This window comes from Fundidesulfovibrio butyratiphilus, from assembly GCF_054657235.1.
Genome location: NZ_BAAHXA010000003.1, coordinates 565304 through 588274, shown reverse-complemented (window position 1 = coordinate 588274; position 22971 = coordinate 565304). Strand labels below are relative to the sequence as shown.

Sequence of the window (22971 nt, the reverse complement as noted above, 5' to 3'; positions counted from 1 at the left end):
GCCTCAAGGAGCATGGCGGCATGGCCACGTTGCTGGTTTTCGGAGTGCAATACGGAGCGTGAGGCTTGGCGGCCGCGCTACGGCTCGCAACCACGCCCGGCGTGATTTTGTCTTGGCTCCACCGCTACTTTCTGTACCGGCCGCCGATTTTGGCTCGGGCCAGGATGTGTCCTTCGACGGCCAACAGAAAGTCGCGCCGGGTGGCGTTGTCTGGCAGCTCAAGCAGGGTGTCGAGCGCGAACGCCTCGATTACGAAACGTTTGGTTGCTCCGGTCACGGGACACGGTCCCTTGTAGCCGAACTTGCCGTCGACGTTTTTGAGTTGGGTCCCTCCGCCTTTCAGGGCGCGGGCATGGGGCTGATTTTCGGCCAGGAGCGTGGTCTTGGGGGCCAGATTGTAGACGATCCACAAGGTGGCGTCGCCTCTGGACGAGCCCTGGTCCGTCATGAGCACGGCCATGGATTTGGATTTGGCCGGAATGCCGGCGAACTGGAGCGGAGGGGAGCGGTCCTCGGCCTCGCAGGCGTATTGATGATTCAGCTTGTCGCCGTGCAGGGCCGGACTGGCCATGGAAAACCCGCCGGCCCGGGCCGTGTGCGTCCACAGCAGGGCGAGCACCAAGCCGGTCAGGAGGAGACGCCATGGTCCTGAAAGGAGATTCCCGGTCGCACCCGCTGCCGCTCCGGGGCGGACCGGAGGGCGCTTCCCTGTTCCGGCCGGACGAGGGGCCGCCAGGGACGGCCGGATTCCGGGGAGGGCGACGAAGCGCATGGCTGTTTTTTCCGTCGGGTCTCAGCCGGGCAGGCCGAGGCGGCGTTTGTAGGCCTTGAGGGTATTGCCGAGCAACATGGCGATGGTCATGGGGCCGACACCGCCCGGCGCGGGGGAGATGGCCTCGGCCACTTCCTTGACGTTGTCGAAGTCCACGTCGCCGCACAGGCCGTCCGGGGTGCGGTTCATGCCCACGTCCACCACCACCGCTCCGGGCTTGACCATGTCGCGCGTGATCATGCGGGGCTTGCCGATGGCCGCCACCAGGATGTCGGCTTGCCGGCACTCGGCGGCCAGGTCGCGGGTTCGCGAGTGGCAGATGGTCACCGTGGCGTTGGCCTGGGGGGTCGCTTCGGCCAGCATGAGCGCCATGGGCTTGCCCACGATGTTCGACCGGCCCAGCACCACGGCCTTCTTGCCCTCGCACGAAATGCCGTGGCGTTGGAGCAGCACCATGACCCCCGCCGGGGTACAGGGGCGAAGGCCCGGCAGTCCGATGGCCAAGCGTCCCACGTTCTGGGGGTGGAAGCCGTCCACGTCCTTTTCCGGGTCCACCAGGCTTTGCACGGCCAGAAGGTCCAGGTGACGGGGCAGGGGGGCCTGGACAAGAATGCCATCCAGGCTGGGGCGGGCGTTGAGCGAGCGGACCAGGGCTTCCAGGTCGGCCTGGGGCGTGTCCGCGGCCAGGCGGTGGGTCGTGGAGAGAAACCCCGCCTCGGCGCAGGCCTTTTCCTTGTTGCGCACGTATACCTGGGAGCCGGGATCCTCGCCCACCAGGACCACGGCCAGATGGGGGGGGCGTCCGTGGGCGGCGGCGAGGCCGGCCGCTTCCTCCCGCAGGGACTGGCGTATAGCGGCTGCTGTGGCCTTTCCGTCGAGAATGGTCATAAGGAAATCCTTTTGCGGACAGGGTGTCGGGAGCACGCCCGGCGGATTCCGTTCAGTGTCCCACGCTTTTTTCATAGGGCATTCGTTGCGCGTTGGCAAACGCTTGCCGTTTCGCGGTGGCTTTCACGCCGCTTTCCCCGCGAAGAACCGGCCGGCCCGGGCCTGAGGGCGTCGCTCGAAACGTCGGGTCCCGGGAAAGAGGAGAAAGGCCGAAGGAACGCTCCTTCGGCCTTTCATCAATAATCCTCGAGAGCTTGGCGACTTGCGCCAAGCGGGCTGTACACGCAAGCCCGTAGGGATTCAAGTCCTCCCCCCCTGCTCCGGCGGGCGGTGCGCGCCGGCCGTCACGTCCGGTCGGCGTCTGGGGACTCGTCAGCCCACCTGAATGTCGATCTTGCGGGGCACGGCCTTTTCGGCCTTGGGCAGGTGGAGTTCCAGCACCCCGTTTTTCAGGGTGGCCTTGATGCGCGCCTTGTCCACCACGTGCGATACGGTGAACCCTCGGTAGTATTCGCCGTCTCCGAACTCCACGTGCACAAGCTTTTCGCCCTCGCGGGTCGGAAAATCGGTCCTGCCGGACACCTTGATCTCGTCCTCGTTGAGATCGATGATCAGGTTTTCCTTGGAAACTCCGGGCATATCCATATAGATGTAAAAGCCGTCTTCGGCCTCCACGATGTCCGTGGCGGGCTTGAAGCGGGGCAGGGCTTTTTCCTGAGTCTTGGTGATGTCGGTCATTGTGTGCGCTCCTCACGTCTAGCTGGCCGTTGAAAAGTCGATTCTTGCAGCCCGTTCAAAACGCTTGCTGGCAAGGCGCGAAAAAAAGTCAATCCCAAAGCGTGGTTCGCATCCGCTGAGGGGTTGCGTTTGTTGGGAGCAACGCGGCCAGCGAGCATTTTCCACCAGGCTGCTAGGCGATACTGATGTCGATTTTCTTGGGCCTTGACGCCTCGGACTTGGGAATGTCGATTTCCAGAAATCCGTCCTTCATCTTGGCCGTTACCTGGTCGCGCTCGATGGGGGCCTGGATGTTCACCACCCTCTGGAAGACCCCGGTGGGGCGCTCCTGCCGGTAGTATTTGCCCTTGGCCCCCTTGCGCTCGCCTCGTATGGAAAGCGACGAGTCGGTCAGGGTCAACTCCACTTCAGAGATGTCCATGCCGGGAATTTCCAGGCGGACGCGAATGTGGGTGTCGTCCTCGGCGATGTTGAGCGGCGGATAGGCGTAGGGCCGCTGGGATATCGACATGGGGGGCCAGTAGGCCTCCAGAAACCTGTCGAACGGGGACGATTGCCCGAACAAGGGACTGAAGTCTATAACCATGACGCTAACCTCCTGCGGGTGTGTTCGAAGTTTACAATAATCAGCCGCTCCGGTTCGTCAACGGGCTCACGCGCGAACAAAGTGTGAAAATTGCGACGCCTTGACAAGCAAGGGGGCGTGTTTATGGTCTAAGACCGATCCAGCATGACCGGGGGAGAACATGCCTATCTTCGAATATCGCTGTACGGAATGTGGCGCCGTTTTCGAGGAATTGGCCGGTCGAAACGACCCGCCGCCTCCGTGTCCGTCCTGCGCCGGAAAGGACGTGACACGCCTTGTTTCCGCCTCGAGCACGTGCGTGCCCGGGGGGTTCGCCCGCTCAAGCGAGTCGCCGCCCATGACCGGCGGCTGCAAGTGCGGGTCCGGGCGGTAGCGGGCTTTTTAAGTCCGCGGGGCGCACGCCCGATTTCCCGTTTGTGAAGTCGTCTTTCTCCGTCGTTTGGAACGCCGGGAAATCCGGGACGGAGGTGGACGGAAATATACTCCCTTTCGCGAGGGATGCAACGGTTTCGCCTCGCCACGAGGCGCAAGACGCGGCCGGTCCGGCCGGAACCACGGGCCGCCGGCCGAAACGACATCAGAGGAAAAAGAGGATCATCCATGTCGGAAAGCGCAAGCGTGAAGAAAGGCCAATTCAAGGCCGACATCGTCAAGCTGCTCGATATCATCACCCATTCGGTCTACACCAACCGCGAGATATTCTTGCGCGAACTCATCTCCAACGCCTCGGACGCGTTGGAGAAATTGCGCTTCGAGCAGAACCGGGGCCAGGCCGTGTCCAATCCCGACCTTCCCCTTGAGATTCGCATCACCCTGGACAAGGACAAAAAGCTCCTCACCCTCACCGATACCGGCATCGGCATGACCGAGGCCGAACTGGTGGAGAACATCGGCTCCATCGCCCACTCCGGGTCCGAGGACTTTCTCAAAGCCCTGGGCGAGGACGCGTCCCAGGCCAGCTCCATCATCGGCCGGTTCGGCGTGGGCTTCTATTCCGTGTTCATGGTGGCCAAGCAGGTGGTCATCACCACCAAGTCGGCCCAGCCCGAAGAGCCGGCCTGGACCTGGACCTCCGACGGCCTGGGCGGTTTCGAGATGCGCCTGTGCGAGGAAGACGCCCCCCGGGGCACGTCCATCGTCGTGCACCTCAAGGACGACGACGCCGAGTTCGCCGACGCGGGCATGGTGCGCGACGTGATCAACCGCCATTCGCACTTCGTGTCCTTCCCCATCCTGGTGGACGGCGAACAGGTCAACACCGTGGGGGCGATCTGGCGCGAGCCCAAGACCTCGGTCACGCCGGAGCAGTACAAGGAATTCTTCACCTTTCTCACCCACGATCCCGAGGCCCCGGCGCTCACCGTGCATATGAACGTGGACGCGCCCGTGCAGTTTTCGGCCCTGGTTTTCGTGCCGTCCAAGTCCCACGACATCATGTTCGGGGTGCAGAAGCTGGAGAAAAACCTGGACCTCTACGTGCGCCGGGTGCTCATCTCCCGCGACTGCGAGGAGTTGCTGCCCGAATACCTGCGCTTCTGCCGGGGCGTGGTGGACACCGAGGACCTGCCCCTCAACCTCTCGCGCGAGACCCTGCAACAGAACGCGGTGCTGCGTCGCATCGGCCACGCCGTGGTCAAGGAGATTCTCTCCCGCCTGGGCAAGATGGCCAAGACCGACCCGGACGGCTACGCCAAGGTGTGGAACGAACACGGCAAGATCTTCAAGCTGGGCTACTCCGACTACGCCAACCGCGAGGCCGTGGCCGACCTCTTGCGCTTCGACTCCTCGTCGCTTGAGGGCGAGGGCAAGCTGACCAGTCTGGAAGACTACGTAAGCCGCGCCCGCGAGGGACAAAAGCGTATCTACTACCTCTCCGGCCCCAGCCGCGACGCCCTGGAGATGAGCGCCCACACGGAAATCTTCAAGCGCAAGGGGCTGGAGGTGCTCTACCTCTACGAGCCCATCGACGAGTTCGCCCTGGAGAATCTGGGCAAGTACAAGGACATGGAGTTCACCTCGGCCGAGCAGGCCAAGGCCGACGAGCTTGACGCCTTCGAGGACAAGCCCGACGAGAAGCGCGTGGACGAGCCGCCCTTGAACACCGAGCAGGAAGGCGAGCTGGAAGGCCTGCTCAAGGACATCAAGGCGGCCCTGGGCGACAAGGTGACCGAGGTGCGGCGTTCGAAACGACTGCGCCAGAGTCCGTCGTGCCTGGTGTCTGCCGACGGCGAGATGAGCTCGCAGATGCAGAAGATCATCCGCCTGATGCAGAAGGACGCCTCGCCCCCGCCCAAGGCCATGGAGATCAACCCCGACCATCCGCTGGTCCGCAACCTCCTGGCCATCCGCGCCGCCGACCCCAAGGATCCGTTCATCGCGCAGGTGGCGGAGCAGCTGTACGAGTCGGCGCTCTTGCTGGAAGGCTACCTCTCCGACCCCCACAAGATGGTGAACCGCCTGAACTCCATTCTGGAGCAAGCCAGCGGCTGGTACGCCGGACTGAAGGGGAAGCACGAGTAGGGGAGGGATGGATCGCCTGACTTGCTAAAGTCAAGACGACGAGAAAACGAAAAACAACCGCCCGCCCGCAACGAGAGTGTTGCGGGCGGGCGGTTTCTTCTGAGGGGGGCGCCCCCTCACCCCCTCGCCATCACCACCCGATTGCGAATCTCGTCCGGGCTGAGCGAATCGAAGAGCTTCGTCATGGCGGCGAAGCACTGCGTAATATTGGGATAGAGGGTGAGTTGGTCGAAGCAGGCGCGTTTGATTTCCGAGATGGCGGCAGGGCCGGGGCGGATGGTGCGGATGGCCCGTACCACGGATTGGGGATGGTCGCAGAGAATGAGCCCGCACGATCCCGCCAGGGGGTCGGACTCGAAAAAGGCGCGGCGTTTGTCTTCGGGCTCGGCAAAGATGTTGAAAGCCACCACCAAAAGGCCGAACTCTTCAATATCCAGGGCCAACACCGGGATGGCGTTCTCCACGTAGACCCCGCAGAGAACCCCGCCCCGGGCGAACCCTTCGACCTCGGCGGCGCTTAGGCCCCCGTAAAAGCAGAACACGTCGAACGAAGCGCCCACCAGCACCGGAGCCGGCCCTTCCCCTTCGGGCTTGACCCAGAGGGTTTGGCCGACCTGCAGGCCGCTCGCATCGTTCACGAGACTATTTGGAGCTCTTGAGTACTTTGTTCACGTCTTGGCGAAGCTTGGCCAGGTTGTCCTCATAGGGATCGCCTTTGATCTTGACCAGCGCGATGCCGTACACAAGGTCCCAGGAAAGAATGTTGTTGGCCTTGTCCTGGTAGAGGGCCGTCATGGCGTCCACGATTTCCGTCGGGCGGTAGGGCATCATGGGGAGCATGCAGTCGCGGAAGCGCTGCTGGGCTTCCTGGGCGTTCTTGGGCTTGTTGTCGCCCTGGAAGATGACGTTTTGGCAAATGACCCGGAAGGCCGACGCCATGCCTTCGATGAAGGCCATGCGTTCCTTCGCGCTCATGTCCAGCCAGCGGGTGCCGAAGTTGGATATGCTTTGGGGCGCGCTCGATTCCGAAGACGAACTGAGCGGGGTGGGGGTTTTCTCCTTTTTCGACCAGGCGGGAGAGGCGAACGCTACAGCGACCAGAAGGGCGGCGAGCAGAATTTTCTTGGCCATGGAAAACTCCTTGGGGCAAGTGGTGTGACGTCCAGGCGGGACGCTCAAGCGGTGTAGCCGCCTGGCGAAAAAAAGCAAGCCTTCATGTGGCGCGACGAGCCGCGGACCGTGCGAAAATCGGGTGGGGCCGTCGCGCTGGGCGGTGCGCGCGCGGTGCGTGGCGGAGGCGCTCCCCGCGGGGGGAGGCGTTTCCCCCCTGCGGACCGTTTGGGCCGGCCGCTACAGCGGGCCCGGTCCGTGGGGCAGGGCCAGGCCGTAGGGATCGTGGCGGGTGTCGCAAACCTGGTCGGGCGGCCCGAAAGACAGGGCGTGGGTGGTGCAGCCGGCCACGCAGGCCGGAACTTCGCCCTGGTCCACCAGGTCGCGGCAGAAATCGCATTTGAGAACCTTGCGTATGGCGGGGTCCCATTGGGGAACCTGCCACGGGCAGGCCTTGATGCAGAGTTTGCAGCCCACGCACAGGTCCTGGTCCACGTAGACGATGCCGTCCTCTTCGCGCCGGATCATGGCCTTGGTGGGGCAGGCGTCCACGCAACGGGGCGTTTCGCAATGAAAGCACGGTCGGTACAGCGTGAGCATCACCGGCTTGCCGCCCAGGGTCACGGGGCCCACGCTCACCAGCCTGCCGAGTTTGACTCCGGCCGGGGTGCGGTTCTTGGCCTTGCAGTGCACCTCGCAGGAATGGCAGGCGATGCAGCGTTTGGCGTCGAGGGTGATGACGTACTTGCTCATGCGGACCTCCAGGGGGGCGAGGCGAAGTGTCGGCGGGCGGGCTTCCGCCTGGATCCGGACCGCGACCATGGAGGGCGAAAAAGACCGGAACCGAAAATCCGGTTCGAACCGGACGCAAAAAGGTCTAACAGTCGATTCCGCTCTTTTCAAGCCCGGGCTTGCCCCCGTGCCCCAGCCGCGGAATGCTTCGGCCAGGCGCCGGCCGGACAAACGCCTGGAGCGGCGTCCCGGCTTTTCCCCGCTTGCGCGCGTTGGGCCCAATACAGGGCGACTGCAACGCGACTCTTCTTTCCAGCGGGCAAGAGTCGCGGGCAAAACAACTCCAACGGAACACGCTTGCCAGCATGACGGCCTGCGGCTATATCCTTGAGGATATCGAGGGACACCCGCCGGAAGAGCCCCGGCGGCAAGCCAAGGAGCGTACGTGGCCAGAGAAAGGGTTTTCAGCATTTGCGGCATGTGTTCCGTCAGGTGTCCGACCGAGGTCGAGGTCGAGGACGGCCGCCTCGTGCGCCTTCGCGGCAATCCCCACGCCGCGGGCGTGAAAGGGGCCCTTTGTCCGCGCGGAGCCGCCGGAGTGGCCCTGTACGAAGACGACGAACGGCCTCAGCATCCCCTCATCCGCACGGGGCAGCGCGGGCAGGGGCAATGGCGACGCGCCTCCTGGGACGAGGCCTTCGACCACGTGGCCGGAAAGCTGCGCGCCGTCATGGACGCCCACGGAGCCAAGGCCGTCATGCTTTCGGACCGGGGCGGACCCTTTTCGGACATTCATCGCGCCCTGCTGCGCGGTCTGGGTTCTCCCAATTTCATGAGCCACGACCCCTCTTGCGCATCCAACGTGCAGCACGCCGCCCTGTCGCTTTTCGGGTTTGGCCGCAAATCCCTGGTCTACGACTACGCGAACGCCCGGCATGTGGTGCTTCAGACCCGAAACGTCCTCGAAGCCCTTGGCGTCAAGGAGGCCAACGACCTGCTCGACTGCCTGGACCGGGGAGGCAAACTCACGGTCATCGACATCCGCGCCCAGATCACCGCCTGCAAGGCCGACACCTTTCTGCTCATCCGACCGGGCACGGACTACGCCTTCAACTTGGCTGTCATCCGCGAGATGCTCGTCACCGGGCAGCACGACCAGGAGAGCGCCAAGCGCCTCATCAACGGCTACGAGTCCCTCTTCGACCTGACGGCGCCCTACACCCCCGAGTGGGCCGAGGCCCAGACCGGCATCCCGGCCCGCTCCCTGCGCGCCCTGGTGCGCGAACTGGCCGAAGCCGCGCCGGCCGTGATCTGGCATCCGGGCTGGATGACCTCGCGCTTCGACGATTCGTTCTATGTCAGCCGCACCGCCTACCTCATCAACGCCCTGCTCGGGGCCGTGGGGGCCAAGGGCGGGCTGCCCCTGTCCAACGATCCTTCCCACATGGGCCGCAAGACCCTGAAGAGTTTCGCCGGGCTGTTCGACAAACCCAAGGACCCTCGGGTGGACGGCGTGGGCGATCTCTATCCCCATATCGCGGAAGGCTCCGGCCTGCTGCACAAGGCCCTGGACGCCGCGCTCACCGGTCGGCCCTATCCCATCAAGGCCTATGTGGCCTGGCGTCACGATCCGCTCATGGGCTTTCCCGATCAGCGGGCCGTCAAGGCCCGGCTCGACGCCTTGGATCTGTTGGTCAGCGTCACTTTTTCCTGGTCGGATACGGCCTGGTACTCCGACGTGGTGCTGCCCCTTTCCACCTATCTGGAGCGCGAGAGTCCCCTGGGCGCCAAGGGCGGACTCAATCCCCAGTTCGTCATGCGCCGCCGGGCCGTGGCCCCGCGCTTCGACACGAAAGCCGAATGGGAGATCGTCTCCGGTCTGGCTCAACGTCTGGGAGTCGACCAACTGGTCTTTCCCTGCGCCGAGGACCTCTGGAACCGACAGCTCGACGGAACCGGCGTGCGCCTCGAAGACTTCGACGCCAAGGGGTTCGTCTCCCTGGGACCGGGCCCCCTGTACCGCGATCCCGTGTTCAAGACTCCTTCGGGCAGGATCGAACTGGTCAATCCTCTCTGGGAAAAAGGCGGACAACCTCCCTTGCCGCCCTACAAGGCCCCGGTCGCGCCGCCCGAAGGCTGCTTCCGCGTGGCCTTCGGACGCTCGGTGCTTCACACCCAGGGTCATACGGTCAACAATCCCTACCTCTTCGAGCAGATGCCCGAAAACGTGCTCTGGATTCACGACTCGCGAGCCGAAGCGCTCGGCCTTCTCGACGGCGACCACGCGGAAGTCGCCCCCCAGTCCGCGCCGGACAAACCCGTCGGACGCCTCAAGGTAAAGGTGACTCCCTTCATTCACCCCGAGGCCGTGTTTCTTCTCCATGGATTCGGCCACGATCTGCCCCCGGAAACCCGCGCCCGCGGCCGGGGCCTGGCCGACGGCGAGTGCATGCCCGGCGGCCTGGACACCTGGTGCAAAGCCGGGGGCGGGCTCAACCTGCAAGAGCACTTCGTGGTGGTGCGCAAGGTCGAGGTGGTGGAAGAGGATGTGAAACCGGGGAAGAAGGGGAAGAAAAGAGAAAAGATGCCTCCGGCGGCCGGGGGCGGAGCCCGCCCCCGAACCCCCGCGCGCGGGGAGCGGCAGGGCTGAAGTTCGGCCTGGTCGACAAGAAGTTTCAGGGCAAGCGCAGGGCCTGTTTCCTTTCGGAAACAGGCCCTGCCTCTTTTCACGCCAGTACAACGTTGCGCGCGGTCGATTCCTTTCCCGCAGGCCATCGGGGGGTCCAGGGGGAATTATTCCCCCTGGGGGGGGGGCGGGGGCGAGCAGCCCCCGCTTTTCACTCTTCAACTCTTCCCGCCGCCCCTGGTCAGGGATTCGGCCACATCCTTGAAGGCCTGCTTGCCGCCGAGGAGCACGCCGCCGTAGCCGCCGCCGGGGTTGCCCCAGGCGCTGGCCAGGGTGAGTCCCGGCACGCCGGTGTCATTGGGCATGCGGTTCATGAACGAGTTGTTCACGGTCTGGTCGTAGCCGTAGATGGCCCCGCCGGGGTTGCGGGTGAAGCGCAGATTGGTCAGGGGCGTGGCCGAGTCGCGCATTGCGATCATGTTCGTCAGTCCGGGGATGGCGCGTTTTTCGGCCATTCGGATGAGCAGGTCGGTCTGGCGTTGCTTTTCCTTGTGGTATGCGGCCTTGTTTCCGGCCAGGTAGTCGGCTTCGAAGCGCCGCCAGGGTTCGTAGCCGCTCATGGAGATGATGGAGAGCGAGAAGCGTCCCTTGGGCGAGAAACCGGGAACGATGTTGTCGTAGGCCATGAGGCCGAAGCCGCAGGCGGCGTAGTCGCAGGCCAGCATGGCGTCGTAGGCGGCTTCGCAGTCCGTGCCGACGGAGTAGGAGGCGTGGCCGTAGGGAAAGGTCTTGGAGATGTCTTGGGTGAGGCCCAGCCAGACCACGAAGCTGGAAAGGCTGTTTTGGTATCCGGCCACCCGGTCGAGCTCCTGTTTCGGCATCGACCCCTGGGGCATGAGCGAGGCGAAGAGTTGGGGAGCGGCCGCGTTGCAGACCACGGCGTCCGCCCGGTAGATCGTGCCATCCACGGTCTTGACGCCCACGGCGCGACCGTTTTCCATCAGGATGGCGCTGACCGGGGTTTGGGTGAGCACTTCCCCTCCGGCGGCGGTGATGCTGTCGGCCAGGGCGTCGCTCAGGGCCTGGGAGGTGCCTTTGATGTAGTCGCCGCCGTATTCGATGTATTCGCCCGTGGGCATGAGATAGTAGTAGGCGGACAGTTTGGAGGGCGGCAGCCCGTAGTAGGCCCAGCTTTGGGCGAGCACGGCCTTGAGCTGCGGATCGGTTATCAGGGGGTCCATGACCTGGGCCAGGGTCTTGTTCCGGATGGACCACAGGGCCTTGAATTTGACGGGAAAGAGGGCCTTGTCGCCCATGCTCGGGCTGTCGAGCCCGGTCGATTCCTCCATGACCGCGCTCCACAGGGCGAAGTAGCGTTCCAGGCCCTTGGCCTGGGCGGGAAAGCGCTTGAGAAGCATGTCCTTGAAGCCGGAGAGGCCGATCTTGGCCGGCAATTCCAGGGTGAAGTCGGGAAAGTGCGACACCCAGGAGTGGGCGTGCGCCACCGGGGTGAACTTGCCCCACACGCCAAGCTGTTCCAACAGGGCCTTGGAGCTTGGCGTGGTCAGGCAGGAGGAGTGCAGCGACACCTCGCAGGGGTAGATGTCGCTCCCCACGGCTCGAGTGAACGAGGTGGCGTACCCGCCGGGAATGTCGTGCTGTTCGAGCACCAGGGTCTTGAAGCCGTGACGGGCCAGAAGCGCGGCGCAGCTTAGCCCCCCGAGTCCCGCTCCGATCACCACGGCGTGGTACTGGCCCGGTTTGAGCGCGGGCGGGGCCGCCTGGGCGAATCGCCAGTTCACCAGGCCTGCCGCGGCGGCCAGCGCCGAAAGGGAAAGAAACGTTCTACGGTTCATGCTTTCCTCCGGGATCGGTTGGTGTGGATCGGGTCGGGGATTCCAGGCCCGCCAAGAGCATGTCGGCCAGGGACTCGGCCAGTTTGTCCTGGTCTTGCCAGGGAAAATGGGGGTGGGTGATGAACAGGGTGGTCATGCCGTGCAGGGCGGCCCACACGCATTGGGTCGCCTCCTCGGGGTCGCGGGCGATGTGGCGGGCTTCGAGGTGGGCGGCCACCAGAGAGCGAAAACCGGCGAAGGCCCGCATGCCGGGGGCCTCCCCGGGGGGCTCCGGTCGGTCGTCGTCGGGCCGGCGCGGGGCCTGCGGGCCTTGGCGCGGGTGAAAGGCCGCCGTGTACTGTCCGGGAAACCGGCGTCCGAAGCGCACGTAGCCGATCATGGCCGAGCGCAGGGCCGCCGTGGGGTCCTGGCCGGATGCGCGGTGACGCCCGGCGGCGGCTTTCAGTTCGGCGAAGCTGCGTCGGCACACCTCGGCGAGCAGGGCGTCCTTGTCCTTGAAATGGAGGTACAGGGTGGTGGGCGAGTAGCCGATGGTCTCCGCGAGGTCGCGCATGGAAAACCCTGCGTAGCCCCGTTGTCCGAACAGCAGTTCGGCGGCCTGGAGGATCTTTTCACGCAGCTCGGTTTTGCGGCGTTCGCGCAACGTGGGCATGGGCGTCCCTGGGTGTTTCGTTTTCTTAACACTGTTAAGTATTCGCGCCGGACGCTTCGGTCAAGCGGAAAGCGGCGTCGGCGTTTCGACCCGCGAGCCGCCCTTGCGCCCGACCGTGGGAGGCCCTAGTGTCGGGCGTTGTCATCGGAAACGGGCGCAGGACAACCGCAATCCCGTGGGCATCCCGGCGCGCGCCCAAAACCAGGCAGGAGGCCCCCCTGAACCTTCCTCGTCTCGACTCCTACGCCGATTTTTCCGCCTATCTGGAGAGCCTGGGCCTGTTCCACATGGACATGCGGCTGGATCGCATGGTCGCGGCGCTGGCGGCCCTGGGACTCGACCGCCCGGCGTGGACTTCGGCCCAGGTGGTGGGCACCAACGGCAAGGGCTCCACGTCCACGTTCTTGGCCGCCACGCTCGCGGCCTCGGGGGTGAGGACCGGACTTTTCACCTCGCCGCATTTTGTGGACGTGCGCGAGCGCGTTCTGGTGAACGGGGCCATGCTGGACCGCGACGACTGGCTGGAAGCGGCCAGGGCCGTCCTTCAGGCCTGCCGGGGCATCGGGGCCGACTTCGCCCTGACCTATTTCGAGTTGGTGACCGTGATGGCGGCCTGGATGTTTCGTCGTCACGGCTGCCGGGCCACGGTGTTCGAGGCGGGACTGGGAGGAGCGCATGACGCCACCACCGCGCTGGTTCACCACGTGACCTTGGTCGCCTCGGTGGGGCTTGACCACATGGCCCTGCTCGGTCCCACGCCGGCCGATATCGCCCGGGACAAGGCCGGGGCCATGCGAGCCGGAACGCCGGTCGTCACCACGGCCCAAGAGGAGCCCGAGGTGGAAGCCGTCCTGACCCGACGCGCCGGGGAATTGGGTGTCGAACTGCTCCGGGCCGATGTGGTCGCTCGCGTCCACGGGGCCGACTGGCCGGAAGTTCCCGCTCTGCCCGGGCCGCATCAGCGGGCCAACCTGCGCCTGGCCCTGGCCGGGGCCTGGCTGCTGGCCCAGAGGCGCGGCCTGGCCCTTTCGGAGGCGGCCATGCGACAGGCGGCCCGGGAAGCCTTTCTCCCCGGACGCATGCAGTGGGTGTCGCGTAAGGGCCAGACGCTCGACTGTCTGCTCGACGGCGCGCACAACCAGCCGGGACTGCGCGCCTTGGCCAGTGCTTTGGACCAGGCCGCGATCCGTCCCCGAGTCATGGTGTTCGCCTGCCTGGGCGACAAGGACGTTCCGGCCATCCTGCCCCTGGCCAGGGCGCTTTGCCAGGGGCGCGTGGTGGTGCCCCAACTCGACGCGCCGGGCCGAGCGGCCGAGGCGGCCCGGTTGGCCCAGGAGATGGGACCGCGCGCCGAGCCCGCCGCGAGCGTCGCCCAGGCCCTGGAGATGGTGCGGGACGAGCCCGGCCCCGTGCTGGTGTGCGGCTCGTTGTACCTGTTGGCGGAAGTCTACGCCCTGCGGCCCGAGTGGTTGCGTCCCGGACTCGACCCGGGCGACGGGGCGGGCGGGCGCCTTTTCGGGCTGGCCTCACCGGCCTGAAATCCCGCCTCTGGGGTGCACGGAGTTGGCGGAAGCGCGCTGTCCTCCAGGAAAGACGCGCGCACGCATTGCGCCGACGCCCCCTTACTTCTTCTTTTCGGCTCCCATCTCGATCACCAGGCCGTTGCCGCCCAGGGTGAGCGCCACGCCCTTGGTGGTGGACTTGAGCTTGAGCACCACGCCCTTGGTGTTTTTCAGCCACAGCACGCCGTCGCCGCGTCCCGCCGAATAGCTGGCCTCGGCGGCGGCGTAGGCCCCGGCGAGGTCCTGGGGCCGTTTCAGATAGAACACCTGGCCTTCGGCATCGACCAGGCTCACACCCAGGCTTCCGGCCGAGAATCCGCCCACCCGAAAGGCGTATTTCTTGCCCCGGAACTGGAGTTGTCCCTTGCCGCCGCTGGCTCCCAGCACGAAAGCCGCCTCGGCGAAAGACATGGTGACCTTGCCCGACGGCTTGGGCGGAATGGGTTTTCCGGTGGGCCCCTGGCTCTGGACTTCGTTGGCCAGAAGACCGGCGGGAACCACGAGCAGAAGGGCCAGCGCCAGGGCGACCAGCCGGAACACGCGGGAAATGGACATCAGAAAGCTCCTTCGCTTGACGGACGGGCTCTGCCGGATCGGTCCCGACCTGAAGAGCGTCTGGCATGGCCGGGGCCCCGGGTCAAGTCTTTGCGCCCGAGGGCGTTCCGGGAGGGGTGGGATCAACCCGCCGCGCGGGCCGCCTCGCGGGCTTCGTCCTCGGCCTTGAGCCGTTCGACCAGATCGGACAGAACCGCTCCGGGATCGGCGACGGCCTCCAGGTCGAGGATTTCGCGCACGCCGCCGTCGCGGTAGACCACCACGACTTGCGCCAGGGCGGCGACGTCCTCGGGATCGTGGGTGATAAGGACCATGGGAATGGGGTGGGCGCTGAGAAATCCGAGCAGCTCCGAACGCATGCGCGAGCGCAGGAGGGGGTCCAGGGCGGAAAAGGGCTCGTCGAGCAGCAGGATGTCCGGGTCGCCGATAATGGCCCTGGCCAGGGCCACGCGCTGGCGCTGTCCGCCGGAAAGGCGGTGGGGCAGGGACCTGGCCAGGGGAGCCAGGCCGAAGTTTTCCAGCAGGGCGTCCACCTTGAGGCGCTCCTCCCGGCGCAGAAGGCCCGGCCAGGAGGGACGCAGGCCGAAACCCACGTTGCGGCGCACGTCCATGTGGGGAAACAGGGCGTATTGCTGGAACAGATACCCCACCCGGCGGTGTCTGGCCGGGACGTTGACGCGTTCCCGGCTGTCGAACAGCACCCGTCCGGCCAGTTCGATGCGTCCTCGGTCCGGGCGCAGCAGTCCGGCCAGGATGTTGAGCGTGACGGTCTTGCCCGAGCCCGACGGGCCGAAAAGGACCATGCGGCTGGCCGTCAGGGAAAAGGCCGAACGCAAGGCGAACGAGCGTCCGCCGCCGCGCAGGGTGGTTTCCACGTCCAGGGTCAGGGTCATGTCAACGCTGCCTTAGCAGGGTCTTGGACCCGGCCAGGATGCACAGGCTCACCACGGACACCACGATGACCAGCAAGGTGGCCTGGTCGTCCTGTCCGGCCATGACCGCCGCATACACGGCCAGGGAGAGGGTCTGGGTCTTGCCCGGGATGTTGCCCGCGATCATGAGCGTGGCGCCGAATTCGCCCATGCCCCGGGCAAAGGCCAGCATGGCCCCGGCCAGAATGCCGCGCCAGGCCAGGGGCAGGCAAATGCGCAAAAACACCGTGATCTCGCCCGCGCCCAGGGTGCGGGCGGCTTTTTCCATGTCCGGGTCCACGGACTCGAACGCCGCCCGGGCCGACGTGAACACCAGGGGAAAGGCCACCACCGTGGAGGCGGCTACGGCTCCCTGCCAGGAAAACATCAGGGTCAGGCCGAAGACGTTTTCGAGAAAGCGTCCCAGGAATCCGTTCCGGCCGAACACAACCAAAAGGTAGTAGCCCAGAACCGTGGGAGGCAGGACCATGGGCAAGGTCGCGGCGGCGTCGAGAACGTCGCGTCCGAAAAAAGGCCTGCGCCCGAGCAGATAGGCCGCCAGCACGCCTATGGCCAGGGAGATGGCCGTGGCCAGTCCGGCCACCTTGAGGGTGAGCATGAGGGGTACGAGCACCTGATCCATGGCGTATCCTGTCGTGTCGGCGCACTGGGCGGGGCCTGGCGGAGGTTTGGGGCCGCGACGCGGGCCGTGGCCGCTGTCTACAAGAGTGGTAATTCTTCCGCAATACAATAGTGTTTTTTTAAAAAAAGGTGATTGTTGCCGTAGAAGCCACGCAACGCACAGCTCCTGCACCGATGGGGAATGATCATGCAGGGATGGTGCCAGCGCCTTGCATGGTCGGAAAAGGGCTCTTGCGTCGATTTGCCCTTGACGAACCAGAACAAAAAAGAAATTCTTTAGGGACAAAAACGTACAATATTGTCAGAGTGCGGCTTCAATTTTCGGCGTGAAGGCCGTGAACCGCCATTTCGAGTCGATGGCAAGCTTTTTGCCTATGGCTTGTCACGGATGCGCGCGCGACGCGCGTCGCGTCGTTTGAACCGGGCGGCCCGGCGTCGGCTTTTCATGTCGGCCTCCGGTCTCGGCGTCCGAAAGACATTCCGGGTCGGCAAGCCGGCTCGGAACGCGGCGCGAGTTTTTCCCCCAACCCCTGCCCGCACCATCGAGCGGCGCAATACCCGAAGGAGGTCTCCTCTATGAAACGATTGGCAACGGCATGCGTCCTGGCCGTTTTTCTCAGTCTGCCCCTGGCCGCCCAGGCCGCCCAGCTCACGGTTTCGGCGGCCGCCAGCCTGACCGGAGCCTTTACCGAACTCAAGGGAGCCTTTGAAAAAGCCAATCCCGGCGTCACCGTCAACACCAATTTCGCCGCATCGGGCAACTTGCTGCGTCAGATCGAGGCCGGCGCTCCGGTGGACGTCTACGCCTCCGCCGACCAGGCCACCATGGATCGCGCCTCCCAGAAGGGCCTGATTGATCCCGCCACCCGCGTGAATTTCGTGACCAACGCCATCGTGCTGTGCCGTCCGACCGCCCGGCCGGGCGTGAAGTCCCTGGCCGACCTGGTCAAGCCCGACGTGAAAAAGATCGGCATCGGCAATCCCGACACCGTGCCCGCGGGCAACTATTCCAAGCAGGCCTTGCAGGCCGCCGGACTGTGGGACAAGGTGCAGTCCAAGTTGGTGTTCGGCGAGAGCGTGAAGCAGGTGGCCGACTACCTGATCCGGGGCGAAGTGGACGCCGGCTTCGTCTTCGCCACCGACGCCCAGGCCGCCAAGGCCAACGTGACCGTGGTGGAGGAAGTCAAGACCACCACCAAGGTGAGCTATCCCGTGGCGATGGTGAAGGCGGCCAAGGAAAAGGACCTGGCCGGCAAGTTCATCGCGTTCGTGCTCGGAAAGGACGGACAGGCCATTCTGGCCAAGTACGGATTCGGCAAGCCCTAGCTGCCCGTCCAAAAGGTCGATTCCCGCAGCCTGTTCAGAAAACGCGCCGGCGCGTTGTGACGGAACGTCAAGCCCGAAACGGCGTTCGCGTTTGTCGAGGGTTTGGCGTTCGTGCGGCGGGCGCTCGGGCGGGAACTTTGCAACCGGCTGCCGGCGCGATTTTTCAAGCATCGCATGATGGATGGCCCGAGGCGCTGTTGCGGCGCTTCGGGCCTTTTTTCATTTCGAAAACGCGGCGCGCGAGAAGGGGCGGGGACGACCAGGGGACGGGCGTCGCCGAAATTGAAGATGCCGGACGTCTCCGGCATCTTCCTTGGCAAACACCCTACAACAGAGGAGGTACGGGACACGTGCCCGTCTTCTTCATCATAAACATTCCCGGGGCAGGGGCAAGGCCGCGCGGAAGAATGTCCGTTCGGAGGGGCGCGACCTGTGCGCAGGGTTTCCCAGGCGTCAGGAGGCCGTTTCGTCCAACGCCGCGTCCGCTCCGCCCTCGCCGGCGCGCTCCTGCATGGCGGCCTCGAACTTGTGCCCCCAGCCCGACAGTTGTTCGAGCACGGGCATCATGCTGCGGCCCAGCTCGGTCTGGGAGTATTCCACCTTGGGCGGCACCTGCGGATAGACCTTGCGCCGAACCAGGCCGTCGGCCTCCAGCTCGCGCAGTTGCTGGGTGAGCATCTTCTGGGTGACATTGGGCATGAGACGGCGCAGCTCGCCGAAACGCTTGGTTCCATCCTTGCTCAGGTGCCAGAGAATGATGGGCTTCCACTTGCCGCCGATGACCTGCAACGTCAGCTCCACGGAACAGAAATAGGCCTTTCCCGCGCAGGTTTTGAGCTGGCAGCGGGGGTGCTGTTCGGGGTGGTCCTGGTGCATGGGGGCTCGCTTTATGGTTTCTTTCTGGAAACTACAGCACGTTACCGTGCCTACTTGCCTTTTTCTGTCCTTATAGGGATACGGAAACCGCAAGTAAAGTCCGCTCCGCGCTGGGGCGAATCACGACGCAAACGGGCGCGGCGGGTTAGCAGCCCGCCCAAACAGTCGATTCGTGCAGCCTGTTCAAAAAACTTGCTGGCAAGGCGCGAGAAAAAGTCAAGCCCGAAGCGTAGTTGGCATTCGTTGAGGGTTTGAGCTTTTCGCAGCAACACAGCCAGCAAGGATTGTTCAGCCGGCTGCTAGGCGCAACCGACCCGGGAGAACGCCAGGGGAGTCGGCTCCACGGAGCCTCCGGGTCACAACCAAGCGAGGTCATTCATGAGCCTTCTCGTGGTGGACAAGACCAAGTGCAAGAAAGACGGCGTCTGCGTGGCCAGCTGTCCCACCGGGTGCATCGCCCTGGACGCCGACGGCTATCCCACGGACGTGGCGTCCGAACTGTGCAACAAGTGCGGACATTGTGTGGCCATTTGCCCGCATGGGGCGCTGACCAATACGAATTTCCCTCCCGGAGCGTTCGTTCCCGTGCCCGAGGCCGTTCTGGACCCCGAGGCCATGGAGACGCTGCTCAAGTCGCGGCGTTCGGTGCGGGAGTTCAAGAAAGCGCCGCTTTCCCGGCAGGAGTTGGCGCATCTGGTGGATGTGGCCCGGTACGCCCCGACCGCGCGCAACACGCAACTGGTTGGATGGATCCTGGCGGACGACCCGGCCAAGACCCGCGCCCTGGCCGAAGCCTCGGCCGCGTGGCTGCGGGCCAGCGCCTACAGTCCCGCCCTGATAGCGGCCTGGGACGCGGGGCAGGAGGTCATTTTGCGCGGCGCTCCGCACGTGGTCGTGGCCCATACTCCGGGGAGCTGGGACTGGGGCGCCGTGGACGCGTCCATCGCGCTCACCTATCTGGAATTGGCTGCCGCGTCCCAGGGCATAGGCGTCTGCTGGGCCGGACTCTTCACGCGGGCCATCCAGGCGGACCCGGCCGTGGCCCATGCCGTGGGACTGCCCGAGGGGCACGTGGCCCACGGCGCGCTGATGCTCGGCAGGCCGAAGTATCCCTACCGCATGATTCCCCCCCGCAATCCGGCCCGGGTGACTTGGCTGTAGGACTGGACCGGTGCGACGGCGGCCGGTTTTGTCCGGCCGTTTCCAAGCCCCCGCGAGGGGGCTTTTCGTTTGGCATGCGCGTTGGCCGTGGAAGCCGGGAAAGAATGCGGCGCCGCCGAAGCGACGGCCTGGGAAGTGCGGTTTCGGGCGTCGACCGTGGAGGATTGGGAAAGGATGCGACGCCGGGGGGACGAACACGCAGGACGCGAGGCAACCGGTCACCGGGCGGCCGGAAAAGGATCGATCCGGGGAGACCCCTCGCGCGCTTGAGCGGAAAAAGGCCGGCGGGCCGAAAACGGCCCGCGCGACCAAGAGGAGGAGGAGAAACTAGCTCATCCAGACGATGGTTTCGTGCTTGCGGGGCGGCACGGGCGGGGACTGGTCGGGGTAGCCGAGGGGGGTCACGCCGCAGAGCTTCCAGCCCGGGGTTTGGAGAAATTCCATGAGTTCCTTTTCCACGCCGGCGTAGCCCGTCATCCAGCAGGCGCCCAGGCCGGCTTCGTGGACCAGAAGGAGAAAGTTGTAGAAGCTGGCCGCGGCCGAGCACATGTTGGCGTGGTCTTCCACGTAGTCCTCGGCTCCCTTGGAGAGGCAGATCACCACGGTCTGCGCGCCGCCCAGGTCCTTGAAGTACCCCTTGATGTAGTTGCGCATCTTGTCGGCGAAGAGCTTTTGCAGAGCCGGATCAAGCTTTTCTGCCGTCTTGCGGGCGAACTGCTCCAGGAATTCCTTGAGCTTTTCTCCCTTGAGCACAAGATACATCCACGCCTGCCGGTTCATTCCCGAAGGCGCCCACAGGGCCTTCTTGATGAGGTCTTCCACCAGGGCGTCGTCCACGGGCTGGGGGGTGAATTTGCGGATGCTGCGGCGTTCCTTGATGGCTTGCAAAAGTTCCATGGCAACTCCTTGCGCGGTTGCGGCCAGGATGTCCCGGTCGCCCTTGGGGGCCGGACGTGGGTGCGGTCTCCGGGCCAGGTGGAAAGATCGTGGTTGCGGCCTCTTCATATGATGAACATCATATTATTTTGTCCTTGTCCAGAGGTTACTTGCGGAAACCGTTCTTTTGTTTCCCCAGACGGCGGGGGAGGCTGCGCCGCAGTGGATCGCGGCCCGCAACACGTCGGACCACGCCGGGCGAAGAGGATAAGGACGGGGAGTATGGCTCGTAAGCCGCAGGCGTGCGTCGCGCCCGAAAGGGGGGGCGATGCAGGCGACGTCGATGGGCCGGCGTGGACGGCTGACGTGGACGGCTGACGTGGACGGTTGGCGCGGACGGCTGGCGTGGACGGCTGGCGTGGACGGCTGACGTGGACGGCTGACGTGGACGGTTGGCGCGGACGGCTGGCGTGGACGGCTGGCGCGGACGGCTGGCGTGGGGCGCTGGCGTGGGTGGGTTGGGCGAAATCTCCCTGGCGGACCGGGTGCGCCAAAGTCCAAGCCGGGCGGAGGAGAGAGCCGTTTCGGGCCTGACGTGTTTCGCGCCGGCAGGGAAAGGTTCTGAACAGACGGTGCGAATCGACTTTTGGGGCGGGCTGTTAGACCATGATCGAAACGATGGCGCCCTTGCCGCCGGATTCGGCCGGAGTTCCGGCCACGCAGGAGGCGTTGGTCTGGCGAATGGGGAGCGTCCTGGTCGGTTGGCGCGCCTGTTCGGTCGCATCGGGGTGCAAGGCCGAAGCCCGACCCGTAGCGGACTGGGAGCTAGCCGTGGCGCGGGCCTCGTCCAGGGGGTTGGCTCCCACGTTGCTAGTCCGTTCCGCCGGAGCGGCACCGTACACGGGTTGGATCACGGCCATTGCGTTCCTCGCATGCTGTACAGGAAAAATGTTCCCGCAAAGTGTCCCGTTTGGCAAGCCTGGCGGCGTCGGACTTGAAAAAATCCGGGCACGAGACTATGAACACTTGCTTACGTCCGTTAGTCGGCGTGGAGTCCGTATGTTTTCCTTCTTCGGCAAGTGTAGAGAAAAAGACATCAATTCGAGCAGTCTGGGAAAGACCCGCACCTACAAGCTGGCCAGGGGGGAGACGTTTTTCGTTTTCACCGGCCGGCTGCTCGCCTACTACAACGTGGCTGCGGACTGTCTGGAGCCCGAAGCGCAGAACAAGACCCACCTTCAGTCCATCGCCTTGTTCAAGACCAGGACCCGGTATCTCATCCACTACGTGCTGCACTACGAGAACAACGAGCACATCGAAGGCAAAGTGGTGCACGTGCACGCCACAGATGACCTGGACGGGGCGGACAAGTTCCTTTCGGCCATGACCTACGCCAACAAGCGCGCGTTCTATCCCGACATAATCCAGGACGCCCGCGAGCAGGACGGCCAGGCCTGACCGGGGCCCGGTCGGCGGTGTCGGACAGCGCGGCGTGCGGGGTCTCCGGGGCGGCGACGGCCTTTTTCCGGACGGAACAGAGCTGGCCCGGGCTTTGGGATCGGGCTATTCGTAGGACTTGGCCAGATAGGAAATGTAGAGTTCGCCGGTACCGGTGAAATAGACGAGCTTACGCCCCACAGCTCCCCCCACGTCGGCGGAAACCACGCGCAGCCCCATGCTCGAGAGCACGTTGTAGGCCGCCTGCACGTTCTTGCCTCCCACTCCGACGGCTTCGCCGATGATGCCGTTGGCCCCTCCGGCGAGTTTGACCTGAATATGGGCGGGCTTGATGCCCAGAAGGGAGAAACGGCGCATGACCTTGGCGATGGCCGTGTCGACGAACTTGTAGTCCTCGGCCGGAAGATCGGCCTTGTAGTCGGCGGCGTAAGGCAGAAAGGCGTGGAAGATGGCCCCGATGCGTCTGGCCGGAACGAAAAACGCCGCCGCCACGCAGGAGCCCAGCACCGTGCGCACGGCGGTGGGCTCTTCATAGACTCCGCCCTGGGCCACTTTGAGGTAATCGGTCAGCACCACCGCTTTGCGCGCCATGATATCGCGCAGATTGCGTGGAGGAGGTGGCAAGGGTCTGCTCACGTTTTCCTCGCTACGACCCCGCGCCATTTCGGACGAGGTCGGGCGATGCCGGACAACCGGCGAAATCGTTAAGAAATGTCAAGGTAAGGCGAAATCGTATTTCGTTTCCGGGATCAGGCCGGGAAAGATTCTCTCGGCCAGCCTGTCCCCGCGATGTCGCATGCGTCCTTTTGAGATGCGCTCCCATCCAGGGGGGCATCGTTTTACGGAATACCAATGCCATGAATCATCGTTTTGCACAAGCGGCTGTGGGCTTTGAACAGGATGTCGCCACGTGTGTCCCGAGGGGGCGCGTGTGTCGCCATCGGTATATTCAGGGGCTTTCGCGCGCAATCGGGCGCAGCGGGAACGCGCTCCCGCGCGCCACGTTTCGCCAGTCGGGGCTTTCGTGAAGCGAGTCCCCGCGTCGAGGCAAGCCAAAAGCGCCAAGGAGAGAAGAATGCGGAAGGACGGATGTCAAACGTGATGCGCCATGCCTGGAAAAATGG

23 protein-coding genes are annotated in these 22971 nt (G+C 64.8%); 7 read left to right on the top strand and 16 right to left on the bottom strand.

Features of this window, described 5'->3' with window-relative positions:
- Positions 1-124: 124 nt before the first annotated feature.
- The 4 genes from ACYQ01_RS18750 to ACYQ01_RS18735 all read right to left on the bottom strand — a co-directional run bounded on the left by ACYQ01_RS18750 (position 125) and on the right by ACYQ01_RS18735 (position 2984).
- Positions 125-619 carry a YbhB/YbcL family Raf kinase inhibitor-like protein gene (locus tag ACYQ01_RS18750; RefSeq protein WP_459935345.1) on the bottom strand — a complete coding sequence of 165 codons (495 nt, stop codon included), beginning with the start codon at positions 617-619 and terminating at the stop codon, positions 125-127.
- 174 nt (positions 620-793) lie between these two features.
- Positions 794-1660 carry a bifunctional methylenetetrahydrofolate dehydrogenase/methenyltetrahydrofolate cyclohydrolase FolD gene (gene folD, locus ACYQ01_RS18745; protein ID WP_459935344.1) on the bottom strand — a complete coding sequence of 289 codons (867 nt, stop codon included), beginning with the start codon at positions 1658-1660 and terminating at the stop codon, positions 794-796.
- A 372-nt stretch (positions 1661-2032) separates the two neighbouring features.
- Positions 2033-2398 (bottom strand): Hsp20/alpha crystallin family protein, encoded by a 366-nt coding sequence (locus ACYQ01_RS18740; RefSeq protein WP_459935343.1) that lies wholly within the window; start codon positions 2396-2398, stop codon positions 2033-2035.
- Between the two features lie 172 nt (positions 2399-2570).
- The gene (locus tag ACYQ01_RS18735) at positions 2571-2984 is read right to left on the bottom strand and encodes an Hsp20/alpha crystallin family protein (protein WP_459935342.1); all 414 of its coding nucleotides are present in this window, start codon (positions 2982-2984) and stop codon (positions 2571-2573) included.
- Positions 2985-3144: 160 nt separating this feature from the next.
- Here ACYQ01_RS18735 and ACYQ01_RS18730 point away from each other — a divergent pair, with 160 nt between their 5' ends.
- The gene (locus tag ACYQ01_RS18730; protein ID WP_459935341.1) at positions 3145-3357 is read left to right on the top strand and encodes an FmdB family zinc ribbon protein; all 213 of its coding nucleotides are present in this window, start codon (positions 3145-3147) and stop codon (positions 3355-3357) included.
- Between the two features lie 227 nt (positions 3358-3584).
- The gene (htpG, locus tag ACYQ01_RS18725) at positions 3585-5504 is read left to right on the top strand and encodes a molecular chaperone HtpG (protein ID WP_459935340.1); all 1920 of its coding nucleotides are present in this window, start codon (positions 3585-3587) and stop codon (positions 5502-5504) included.
- Between the two features lie 116 nt (positions 5505-5620).
- On the opposite strand, the gene ACYQ01_RS18720 is transcribed toward htpG, so the two are convergent.
- The 3 genes from ACYQ01_RS18720 to ACYQ01_RS18710 form a co-directional block, all read right to left on the bottom strand.
- Positions 5621-6142 (bottom strand): hypothetical protein, encoded by a 522-nt coding sequence (locus ACYQ01_RS18720; RefSeq protein WP_459935339.1) that lies wholly within the window; start codon positions 6140-6142, stop codon positions 5621-5623.
- 4 nt (positions 6143-6146) lie between these two features.
- On the bottom strand, positions 6147-6635 hold the full coding sequence (locus ACYQ01_RS18715) for a hypothetical protein (RefSeq protein WP_459935338.1): 489 nt from the start codon (positions 6633-6635) through the stop codon (positions 6147-6149).
- 219 nt (positions 6636-6854) lie between these two features.
- Positions 6855-7367, bottom strand: coding sequence for a 4Fe-4S dicluster domain-containing protein (locus ACYQ01_RS18710; protein WP_459935337.1), 513 nt, complete (start codon positions 7365-7367; stop codon positions 6855-6857).
- Positions 7368-7791: 424 nt separating this feature from the next.
- Here ACYQ01_RS18710 and ACYQ01_RS18705 point away from each other — a divergent pair, with 424 nt between their 5' ends.
- Positions 7792-9996, top strand: a complete 2205-nt coding sequence (locus ACYQ01_RS18705) for a molybdopterin-dependent oxidoreductase (protein WP_459935336.1) — start codon at positions 7792-7794, stop codon at positions 9994-9996.
- A gap of 194 nt (positions 9997-10190) precedes the next feature.
- Here the strand turns inward: ACYQ01_RS18705 and ACYQ01_RS18700 are convergent, their stop codons facing one another.
- On the bottom strand, positions 10191-11828 hold the full coding sequence (locus tag ACYQ01_RS18700) for a phytoene desaturase family protein (RefSeq protein WP_459935335.1): 1638 nt from the start codon (positions 11826-11828) through the stop codon (positions 10191-10193).
- The gene (locus ACYQ01_RS18695; protein WP_459935334.1) at positions 11818-12480 is read right to left on the bottom strand and encodes a TetR/AcrR family transcriptional regulator; all 663 of its coding nucleotides are present in this window, start codon (positions 12478-12480) and stop codon (positions 11818-11820) included. The genes ACYQ01_RS18700 and ACYQ01_RS18695 overlap by 11 nt, the downstream gene beginning before the upstream one ends.
- A gap of 128 nt (positions 12481-12608) precedes the next feature.
- Here ACYQ01_RS18695 and ACYQ01_RS18690 point away from each other — a divergent pair, with 128 nt between their 5' ends.
- Positions 12609-14018, top strand: a complete 1410-nt coding sequence (locus ACYQ01_RS18690) for a bifunctional folylpolyglutamate synthase/dihydrofolate synthase (RefSeq protein ID WP_459935333.1) — start codon at positions 12609-12611, stop codon at positions 14016-14018.
- Positions 14019-14102: 84 nt separating this feature from the next.
- Here ACYQ01_RS18690 and ACYQ01_RS18685 read toward each other — a convergent pair whose 3' ends face one another.
- The 3 genes from ACYQ01_RS18685 to modB all read right to left on the bottom strand — a co-directional run bounded on the left by ACYQ01_RS18685 (position 14103) and on the right by modB (position 16151).
- Positions 14103-14597: a hypothetical protein gene (locus ACYQ01_RS18685; RefSeq protein ID WP_459935332.1), complete on the bottom strand. Its 495-nt coding sequence runs from the start codon at positions 14595-14597 to the stop codon at positions 14103-14105.
- Between the two features lie 122 nt (positions 14598-14719).
- Positions 14720-15490, bottom strand: a complete 771-nt coding sequence (locus ACYQ01_RS18680) for a sulfate/molybdate ABC transporter ATP-binding protein (RefSeq protein WP_459935331.1) — start codon at positions 15488-15490, stop codon at positions 14720-14722.
- Between the two features lies 1 nt (position 15491).
- Positions 15492-16151, bottom strand: a complete 660-nt coding sequence (modB, locus tag ACYQ01_RS18675; protein WP_459935330.1) for a molybdate ABC transporter permease subunit — start codon at positions 16149-16151, stop codon at positions 15492-15494.
- 575 nt (positions 16152-16726) lie between these two features.
- Between modB and modA the strand changes: the two genes are divergently transcribed.
- Positions 16727-17476, top strand: a complete 750-nt coding sequence (modA, locus tag ACYQ01_RS18670) for a molybdate ABC transporter substrate-binding protein (protein ID WP_459935329.1) — start codon at positions 16727-16729, stop codon at positions 17474-17476.
- A 453-nt stretch (positions 17477-17929) separates the two neighbouring features.
- On the opposite strand, the gene ACYQ01_RS18665 is transcribed toward modA, so the two are convergent.
- On the bottom strand, positions 17930-18352 hold the full coding sequence (locus ACYQ01_RS18665; protein WP_459935328.1) for a winged helix-turn-helix transcriptional regulator: 423 nt from the start codon (positions 18350-18352) through the stop codon (positions 17930-17932).
- A gap of 378 nt (positions 18353-18730) precedes the next feature.
- Here ACYQ01_RS18665 and ACYQ01_RS18660 point away from each other — a divergent pair, with 378 nt between their 5' ends.
- On the top strand, positions 18731-19513 hold the full coding sequence (locus ACYQ01_RS18660; RefSeq protein WP_459935327.1) for a nitroreductase family protein: 783 nt from the start codon (positions 18731-18733) through the stop codon (positions 19511-19513).
- 327 nt (positions 19514-19840) lie between these two features.
- Here ACYQ01_RS18660 and ACYQ01_RS18655 read toward each other — a convergent pair whose 3' ends face one another.
- On the bottom strand, positions 19841-20410 hold the full coding sequence (locus ACYQ01_RS18655; RefSeq protein ID WP_459935326.1) for a nitroreductase family protein: 570 nt from the start codon (positions 20408-20410) through the stop codon (positions 19841-19843).
- A 638-nt stretch (positions 20411-21048) separates the two neighbouring features.
- On the bottom strand, positions 21049-21309 hold the full coding sequence (locus ACYQ01_RS18650) for a hypothetical protein (protein ID WP_459935325.1): 261 nt from the start codon (positions 21307-21309) through the stop codon (positions 21049-21051).
- A gap of 139 nt (positions 21310-21448) precedes the next feature.
- On the opposite strand from ACYQ01_RS18650, the gene ACYQ01_RS18645 reads away from it, so the two are divergent.
- Positions 21449-21847, top strand: a complete 399-nt coding sequence (locus tag ACYQ01_RS18645; protein WP_459935324.1) for a hypothetical protein — start codon at positions 21449-21451, stop codon at positions 21845-21847.
- A 105-nt stretch (positions 21848-21952) separates the two neighbouring features.
- Here ACYQ01_RS18645 and ACYQ01_RS18640 read toward each other — a convergent pair whose 3' ends face one another.
- Entirely contained in the window at positions 21953-22438 is a 486-nt protein-coding gene (locus tag ACYQ01_RS18640; protein WP_459935323.1) for a chemotaxis protein CheD, read from the bottom strand.
- Positions 22439-22971: the final 533 nt, after the last annotated feature.